9 protein-coding genes are annotated in these 8,328 nt (G+C 68.4%); 3 read left to right on the forward strand and 6 right to left on the reverse strand.

Annotation, left to right across the window (positions count from 1 at the left end; translation table 11 throughout):
* On the reverse strand, positions 1-1,119 hold a 1,119-nt coding region (gene ccrA, locus ACESL7_RS09945; RefSeq protein ID WP_372893171.1), incomplete at its 3' end, for a crotonyl-CoA carboxylase/reductase.
* 135 nt (positions 1,120-1,254) lie between these two features.
* A complete protein-coding gene (locus ACESL7_RS09950; protein WP_372893172.1) occupies positions 1,255-2,601 on the reverse strand; it encodes a 1-acyl-sn-glycerol-3-phosphate acyltransferase in 1,347 nt (448 codons plus the stop codon).
* 149 nt (positions 2,602-2,750) lie between these two features.
* Between ACESL7_RS09950 and ACESL7_RS09955 the strand changes: the two genes are divergently transcribed.
* From ACESL7_RS09955 to ACESL7_RS09965, 3 genes are all read left to right on the forward strand, one after another.
* Complete coding sequence (locus tag ACESL7_RS09955) at positions 2,751-4,718, forward strand: methylmalonyl-CoA mutase family protein (protein ID WP_372893173.1); 1,968 nt, start codon at positions 2,751-2,753, stop codon at positions 4,716-4,718.
* A gap of 174 nt (positions 4,719-4,892) precedes the next feature.
* Entirely contained in the window at positions 4,893-5,201 is a 309-nt protein-coding gene (locus ACESL7_RS09960) for an H-NS histone family protein (RefSeq protein WP_372893174.1), read from the forward strand.
* 9 nt (positions 5,202-5,210) lie between these two features.
* Positions 5,211-5,489, forward strand: a complete 279-nt coding sequence (locus ACESL7_RS09965) for an acylphosphatase (RefSeq protein WP_372893175.1) — start codon at positions 5,211-5,213, stop codon at positions 5,487-5,489.
* A gap of 180 nt (positions 5,490-5,669) precedes the next feature.
* Here the strand turns inward: ACESL7_RS09965 and ACESL7_RS09970 are convergent, their stop codons facing one another.
* The 4 genes from ACESL7_RS09970 to ACESL7_RS09985 all read right to left on the reverse strand — a co-directional run.
* A complete protein-coding gene (locus tag ACESL7_RS09970; protein WP_372893176.1) occupies positions 5,670-6,521 on the reverse strand; it encodes an urea carboxylase-associated family protein in 852 nt (283 codons plus the stop codon).
* A 66-nt stretch (positions 6,522-6,587) separates the two neighbouring features.
* On the reverse strand, positions 6,588-6,731 hold the full coding sequence (locus ACESL7_RS09975) for a hypothetical protein (RefSeq protein WP_372893177.1): 144 nt from the start codon (positions 6,729-6,731) through the stop codon (positions 6,588-6,590).
* A 132-nt stretch (positions 6,732-6,863) separates the two neighbouring features.
* Positions 6,864-7,586 (reverse strand): ZIP family metal transporter, encoded by a 723-nt coding sequence (locus tag ACESL7_RS09980; RefSeq protein ID WP_372893178.1) that lies wholly within the window; start codon positions 7,584-7,586, stop codon positions 6,864-6,866.
* Between the two features lies 1 nt (position 7,587).
* Positions 7,588-8,328 (reverse strand): succinate dehydrogenase iron-sulfur subunit (locus ACESL7_RS09985; RefSeq protein ID WP_372893179.1); only part of this gene is annotated, 741 nt, incomplete at its 5' end.

The following is an 8,328-nucleotide window of genomic DNA, read 5'->3' on the forward strand; positions in this document are numbered from 1 at the left end:
CTCCAGCATCAGCTTGTTGGCCGCGCTCGCCTGCTTGAGGTTGGCGAAGTGGCTGCCCTGAAGCCGCTTCTGGTGGCTCCACATGTGGCGCACGTCGAAGGTGCAGTTGTAGCCGGTGGTGCCGGCGCAGATCACCACCATGCCGCCGCGCTTGACCACGAAGGTCGAGACCGGGAAGGTCGCCTCGCCCGGGTGCTCGAAGACCATGTCGACGTTCACGCCCTTGCCGGTCGTCTCCCAGATCGCCTTGCCGAAGCGGCGCACCTCGGCGAACCATTCCTTGTACTCGGGCGTGTTGACCTCGGGCAGACGGCCCCAGCAGTCGAAGTCCTTGCGGTTGATGACGCCCTTCGCGCCGAGGCCCATGACGAAGTCGCGCTTGTCCTCGTCCGAGATCACGCCGATGGCGTTGGCGCCGGCGGTGTTGATCAGCTGGATCGCGAAGGAGCCGAGGCCGCCCGAGGCGCCCCAGACCAGCACGTTCTGCCCGGGCTTCAGTTCATGCGGCTCGTGTCCGAAGAGCATGCGGTAGGCGGTGGCCAGCGTCAGCGTGTAGCAGCCCGACTCCTCCCAGGTCAGGTGCTTCGGCCGCGGCATGAGCTGCTGCGCCTGAACCCGGGTGAACTGCGCGAAGGAGCCGTCGGGGCTCTCGTAGCCCCAGATGCGCTGGCTGGGCGAGAGCATCGGGTCGCCGCCGTTGCATTCCTCGTCGTCGCCGTCGTCCTGATTGCAATGGACCACCACCTCGTCGCCCACCTTCCAGCGGGTGACCTTGTCGCCCACCTTCCAGACGATGCCGGTCGCATCCGAGCCGATGATGGCATAGGGCGCCTTGTGGCCGCGGAACACGCTCGCCGGCTGGCCGAGACAGGCCCAGACGCCATTGTAGTTGACGCCGGCGGCCATCACGAGAACGAGCACCTCCTGGCTGTCGATCTCGGGCGTGTCCACGACCTCCTTCTGCAGCGCCTGGTCCGGGTCGCCGTGGCGCTCCTCGCGCAGGACCCAGGCGTGCATCTTGGGCGGGACGTAGCCGAGGGGCGGCATTTCGCCCATCTCGTAGAGGTCCTTTTCCGGCGCCTCGTAGGGGGCGATGCCGGTATCGGAATCAAGAGCCATGGGAGACCTCCCTCGCAAATTCCCGCGCCGCGCCGCAGAGTCGCAGCCGGCGGACCGGGCTTAGCGAGCACCACGCAACATTGCAACCGCCCACGCGAGGGCAGCGAAACTTTATGACCGAGCGCGCGCAGAAAATCATTGCGCAACCGCAGCATTCGGCAGCAGGCGATGCGCGAGCGAGCGCGCGTAGAACGCCAGAAGCGGCTCCTGCCCCGGAACAGCGGCGAGGCGCCCGTCCGTTTCGGCCACGATCCGCCGCGCGGTGAGCTGGTCGAGCGCCTGATCGAGCGCCTCGTCCGCGGCCGCGTCGTCTGCCCAGCCCGCGGCAAGGGCGCGCACGCGCAGTCCGAGCTCGCCGCGCGGGAGCGGTCCGTCGCAGAGCATGACCTGCGCGACCAGCGGCACGGGAACCGCCGGCACCGCCGCGCCGATCCGGGCCATCAGCGTCTCCCCGAGTGCCTCGGCGCCGGCCCCGCCCGCGGCGCGGAACCCGGCGAGCGAAAGCGGCTCTCCGAAGCGCACCGCCGCCTCGCCGAACCGGCGGTGGCGCCCCCGCGCCTTCAGCCAGAGCTGACGCGCCACGAAGGCCGCGATCACGCCGGGCCGCGCGCGGAAACGGCGCGTGCCGGTGTCGGCGGCCGAGACGAGAAGCCGGTCCTCGAGCACACGATCGTAGTTCAGCCCGACCGGCACGAAGACCACGTCACGATCGCCGGTGTCGGCATCGGCGATGTATTTCAGAAGGCCCACCTTGGCCCGGCGCAGTCCGCCGGTCAGGCTCAGCCCGCCCTCCGGGTAGATCGCCTGCGTCACGCCGCCTTCGGTGGCGAGGCGGACATAGCGAGCCAGAACGCGGCGATAGAGCCTGTCACCCTCGCGCCGCCGGATGAAGTACCCCCCGAGCGCCCGGATCAGCCGCGAGACCGGCCAGACGCGCGCCCACTCCCCCACCGCGTAGGCCAGCGGGGAGGTGCCGGCGACGATATGCGTCAGCAGGACATAGTCCATGTTGCTGCGGTGGTTCATCACGAAGACCACCGTCGCCTCGGGATCGATCCCGGCGGTCACCTCGGCACGCTCCACCCGCACGGCGTAAAGCGTGCCCGAGACCCACCGCGCGAGCCGGATGGCGAGGCCGAAGTAGAGCGAGGCGGAGAAGGCCGGCACGATCTCGCGTGCGTAGCGCCGCGCGCGTTCGAAGGCGACATTCTCCGGCACGCCCTCCGTCTCGGCCGTGTCGACGACCGCACGGCTCACCTCCGGGTCGTAGATCAGCCGCTGGATCGTGTCGTGGCGCTCGGCGAGCTTGAAGGGCCGGATCGGCCACTCCAGACGATCGTTGAGTCGGGCGACGGCCCGCTCCAGCCGTCGGCGGAAGAACCAGCGCACCGAGGGAAACAGGAAATGCGACGCGAAGGTGACCCCCGCGAAAGCGAGGATCAGCAGAAAGAGCCACGTCGGCAGAGTGACCGAACCCGTCATGGCCGGACTGTTGCAATCGCTCGCGGCGCGGGCAAGGGAAAGCCGCACCCCCGGCACGCCGCGATGCAGCGAATTGACCGGGCAGATCGTTTCAAGTAGATGCCGGACAACGCAACATTCTTGCCCAACCCCAGAGCGAGGCCCGAGAGATGACCGAGAAGACGAAGGACCGCCCCTGGCTCATGCGGACATATGCGGGCCATTCGACGGCCGAAGCGTCGAACGCCCTCTACCGGAAGAACCTGGCCAAAGGGCAGACCGGGCTTTCCGTGGCCTTCGACCTGCCGACCCAGACCGGCTACGACAGCGACCACGTCCTCGCCCGCGGCGAGGTCGGCAAGGTGGGCGTGCCGATCGCCCATCTCGACGACATGCGGACGCTCTTCGCCGACATTCCGCTCGACCAGATGAACACCTCGATGACGATCAACGCGACGGCGCCCTGGCTGCTCGCGCTCTATATTGCCGTCGCGGAAGAACAGGGGGCCGACACCTCCAAATTGCAGGGGACGGTGCAGAACGACATCATCAAGGAATACCTCTCGCGGGGCACATACATGTGCCCGCCGAAACCCTCGCTGCGGCTCATCACCGACGTCGCGGCCTACTGCTACCGCGAGATTCCGAAATGGAATCCGATGAACGTCTGCTCCTACCACCTGCAGGAGGCCGGCGCGACGCCCGAGCAGGAGCTCGCCTTCGCCCTGGCCACGGCGACGGCGGTGCTCGACGATCTGCGCGGCAAGGTGCCGGAGGAGGATTTCCCCGTCCTCGTCGGGCGCATTTCCTTCTTCGTGAACGCGGGCATCCGCTTCGTCACCGAACTCTGCAAGATGCGCGCCTTCACCGAGCTCTGGGACGAGATCTGCCGGGAACGTTACGGCGTCGAGGACCCGAAACTGCGGCGTTTCCGCTACGGCGTGCAGGTCAACTCGCTCGGCCTGACCGAGCAGCAGCCCGAGAACAACGTCTACCGCATCCTGATCGAGATGCTCGCCGTGACGCTTTCGAAGAACGCGCGCGCGCGGGCGGTGCAATTGCCCGCCTGGAACGAGGCGCTGGGCCTGCCCCGCCCCTGGGACCAGCAGTGGTCGCTCCGGATGCAGCAGATTCTCGCCTATGAGACCGATCTCCTCGAATACGGGGATCTCTTCGACGGCAATCCGGCCGTCGACGCCAAGGTGTCCGAACTCAAGGACGGCGCGCGCCACGAACTCGCCACCATCGACACGATGGGCGGCGCCGTCTCCGCGATCGAGCACATGAAGGCGCGCCTCGTGGACAGCAACGCCGAGCGCGTGGGCCGCATCGAGCGCGGCGAGACGGTCGTCGTGGGCGTCAACAAGTGGACCGAGGCCGAGCCCTCGCCGCTGATGGGCGAGGACGGCGGCATCATGGTCGTCGACGAGGCCGTCGAGCAGGACCAGATCGACCGGCTGAACGCCTGGCGCGCGGCGCGCGACGCCGACGCCGTCGCGGCTGCGCTGAAAGACCTGCGCGCGGCGGCCGCCGACGGGCGCAACATCATGCCGCCCTCCATCGCCGCCGCGAAGGCCGGCGTGACCACCGGCGAATGGGCCGCCGAGATGCGCGCGGTCTTCGGCGAGTACCGCGCGCCGACCGGCGTCTCCTCGAGCCCCTCGAACCGCACCGAGGGGCTCGAGCCGATCCGCGACGCGGTCGACGCGGCGAGCGACCGCCTCGGGCGGCGCCTGCGCTTCATGATCGGCAAGCCGGGGCTCGACGGGCATTCCAACGGCGCCGAACAGATCGCCTTCCGTGCCCGCGATTGCGGCATGGAAATCGATTACGCCGGCATTCGCCTGACCCCCGAGGAAATCGTGCGCGCCGCCCACGAAGAGCGCCCGCATGTCATCGGCCTTTCGATTCTTTCGGGAAGTCATATTCCGTTGGTTGAAGACGTCCTGCGCCGGATGCGCGCCGAAGGCATCGAGGACATCCCCGTGATCGTGGGCGGGATCATTCCCGAAGAGGACTCCCGCCGTCTTCGCGCGATGGGCGTGGCCCGCGTCTATACGCCCAAGGATTTCGAGCTCAACACGATCATGATGGACGTGATCGAGCTCGCCGATCCCGGTGCCGTGGCCGCGCAATAGGCCCACCCCGCACCGGAACGCCTGCGCGACTATCGCGCGGGCCGCGTCCCTCGGCGCTTGACCGCTCGAAATTCTCCTCGAATTTCAAGCGGCACTTGAACTTTGCGAAAAATAAGCACAAGAGTCGGACCCACAGAAAACCACTGCACGTTATGGTCGCAGAAAGGGAGAACAATGAAACCCGACCTTGAAAACATGTCCCGCGAGGAATTGCTCGAGCTGCGCACCGCAGTCGATCGCGCGCTCGAAAGCTGGGAAGCGCGACGCAAGGCCGAAGCGCTGAAGGCGGCCGAGGATGTGGCGCGCAACTACGGCTTCTCCCTGCAGGAGCTGAAAGAGGTGGGCGGCAAGCGTACGAAAGGCGTCCCGCGTTACCGCAATCCGAACAACCCCAACCAGACCTGGACCGGCAAGGGCCGCAAGCCCGGCTGGGTGATCGAGGCGCTCGAGGCCGGCACGCCGCTCGAGAAACTCGAGATCTGAAGTCCCGCGATGGCGGAGACCGCGCGAAGGGTCCGGGTGACCGGCCGGGTGCAGGGCGTCTCCTTCCGCGCCTGGACAGAGTCCGAGGCGGAGGCGCTTGGCGTCTCCGGCTGGGTCCGCAACGCTGACGACGGCAGCGTGGAGGCCCATCTTCAGGGCCCCGCCGACGCCGTCGAGGAGATGCTGCGCCGGCTGCACGAGGGCCCCGCGGCGGCGCGTGTCGCCGAGGTTCAGCCGGAGCAGGCGCAGATCGACACGGGGCTCACCGGTTTCACCATCCGGCGCTGAGCCTCCATCGACCGGCCCCGCCCCCGCGATCACTGCCACGGCAGGCAGGGATCGCGGAGGCAGCGGCTGGATGGGCAGACGACAGCGGTATGCCCGGCCCGCACGGGCCGCGTGAGACGGTCTGCAAGGCGCGGCCGGCAGGCTTCCCTACCCACGTCAGCCAAGGGGCCGGCCCGGCGCTCAAACGCCGTGGCTCCGGTCGTAGATGTTGGGCGCGGGCGGCGTCCAGCCGGCGAGCGCGCCCTCGGCCGGTGCGAAGATCTGCACAACGAGCGGATGGCAGCCGGCGGCGTCGCTCGAATGCTCGGCCGAGCAGTCGCCCCCCGGACAGGCGCTCAGCGCCCCCAAGAGATCGATCTCGGCGAAGAAATCGAGGTGATCGCCCGGACGCACCGGGCTCGCCTTCATGAAGTACTGTCCCGTCTCGCGGGTGAAGCCCGTGCACATGAAGACGTTGAGCACGTCGTGCACCTGCCCCTCGGCCTCCGCGATCGACAGCCCCGTCTCGGCGGCGAGCGCGCGGGTGAGGTTCGAATGGCAGCAGTGGTGATATGCCCCGCCGTCGGAGAGCAGCGCGTGGGTATAGGGATCGCAGCGCGTCCCGATGACGTCGTGCACCCGGCCGCCGTAGGCATCCGTGCCGTACCAGTCGAGCGTGTCCTCGACGATCGTCGCCATCGGCCGCAGATGCGGAAAAGCACTCCACATCCGGTCACCCGCTGTCAGGTGCGTGCCGTGCAGCGCCCGCGTCTTGCCGGAGTAGAAGCGCTCCGAAAGATCCGCGGCGTTCCAGAGGTTCAGGTCGCCGACCTGCGGCCCCTCGACGCTGAGGATACGGAAGAAATGGCCCGCCGGGACACGGAAGCAGCGCGCCTCGCGCGGGGGGACGCGGATCTCGTCCACCTTGCGCGCGCCGGCCAGCGCGCCGCGGTAGAGGGACAGGTCCGGCGCGGGCAGGCTGTCGTCGGGATAGGCGATGACCGGTTCAACGGCGCGGCGCGTCGCGGCATCGGCGGGGGCCGGTCGGGGCATGGGCAGGCTCCTCTTTCGGGTGGCACATACCCTGCCCCGGCCGGACGCCGGACAAAAGCCCTCGGCTCAGGCCGCGTCAGGCAGGTCGTAGCCGCTCGGCGCGGCGGGGGTCACCGGACGCCGGGTCATGTCGTAATAGGCCCATGCCTCGTCCAGAAGCTGCAGCGCACGGGTGGCAGCGCCGTCGTCGGTCTTGTGGTGGTCGGTCATGATGGTGGTCTTTCGGTCAGGGGAAGTCCTCCCACACACGAGAGATAGGCACGCGTCGCCGGCATGGCATCGCATACACATGCAGTTTCGGATTGCGCTGCGTGCAAGTTACGTCACGGCAAAAGCCGTGTGTCACCCGATCGCCAGATGCCCGCCGAGGCCAAGCGCAAAGCCCGCCACCGCGCCGAGCGGCGGCAGCCAGTGCCCGGGCGCACGGGCCTGCGGCGCGATGTCCTGAAAGACGAGGTAGAGGATGCCGCCCGCCGCCGTCAGCATGATCGCACCAAGCACGCCGGGCAGATCGGCGAGCACGAAGAGACCCAAGGCGGCCGCCCCCGGCCCGACCGCGGCGAGCGCGGCAAAGAGGCCGACCACGCGGCCGGGGGGCTGGCGCCGCGCCTCCTCGATCTCGTTGAAGGCAGCGTAGCCTTCGGGCAGATTCTGCAGGAAGATCAGCCCGGCGAGCAGCATCGCCGTGCCCAGATCGACGGCGAGCAACGCGCCGAGCGCCGCCGCCTCCGGCAGATAGTCGAGCAACATCGCCAGAAGCTGCGCCCCCGCGCCCCCCTTCGCCTCGACCGCGCGATCGACGGCGAAGAAGATCAGACCGCCGACGAGGACGCAGAGGACCGCGACCACCCCCGGCAGCGCCTCCGCGCCGTCCGGCACGAGCACCAGTGCCACCGCCGACAGGAGCGCGCCACCGCCGAAGGCGGTGACGCCATGGCGCACCTCGAGGGCGATCAGCGGATCGTCGATCCGCTCGACGCGCGCCGCCAGTGCGCCCAGCGGCATGGCGAGCCCGGCCCCGCCGGCGAGCAGGAGCGCGGGCCAGAGCGGCGCCGCGCCCTCCATCTCAGACGGCGCGCTCGACCATCATCTTCTTGATGTTGGCGATCGCCTTCGCCGGGTTCAGCCCCTTGGGGCAGGTCTTGGCGCAGTTCATGATCGTGTGGCAGCGGTAGAGCTTGAAGGGATCTTCAAGATCGTCCAGCCGCTCGCCCGTCGCCTCGTCGCGGGAGTCGATGATCCAGCGGTAGGCATGCAGCAGCGCCGCCGGCCCGAGGTACTTGTCGCCATTCCACCAGTAGGACGGGCAGGCCGTCGAACAACAGGCACACATCACGCATTCATAGAGACCGTCGAGCTTTTCGCGGTCCTCGATGGACTGGCGCCATTCCTTGGCCGGGGTATTCGTCTCCGTCTCCAGCCAGGGCATGACCGCCTCGTGCTGGGCGTAGAAATGCGTGAGATCGGGGATCAGGTCCTTGACCACCGGCATGTGCGGCAGCGGGTAGATCTTCACGTCGCCCTTGACCTCGTCCATGCCGTAGATGCAGGCGAGCGTGTTGATCCCGTCGATGTTCATCGCGCAGGAGCCGCAGATGCCTTCCCGGCAGGAGCGCCGGAAGGTCAGCGTCGGGTCGATCTCGTTCTTGATCTTGATGATCGCGTCGAGAACCATCGGCCCGCAGCTGTCCATGTCCACCCAGTAGGTGTCCACGCGCGGGTTCTCCCCGTCGTCGGGGTTCCAGCGGTAGATCTGGAACTTGCGGAGATTCGTCGCGCCCTCCGGCTTCGGCCAGGTCTTGCCGGT

This window comes from Rhodosalinus sp. (assembly GCF_041685465.1).
Taxonomy (GTDB): domain Bacteria; phylum Pseudomonadota; class Alphaproteobacteria; order Rhodobacterales; family Rhodobacteraceae; genus Rhodosalinus.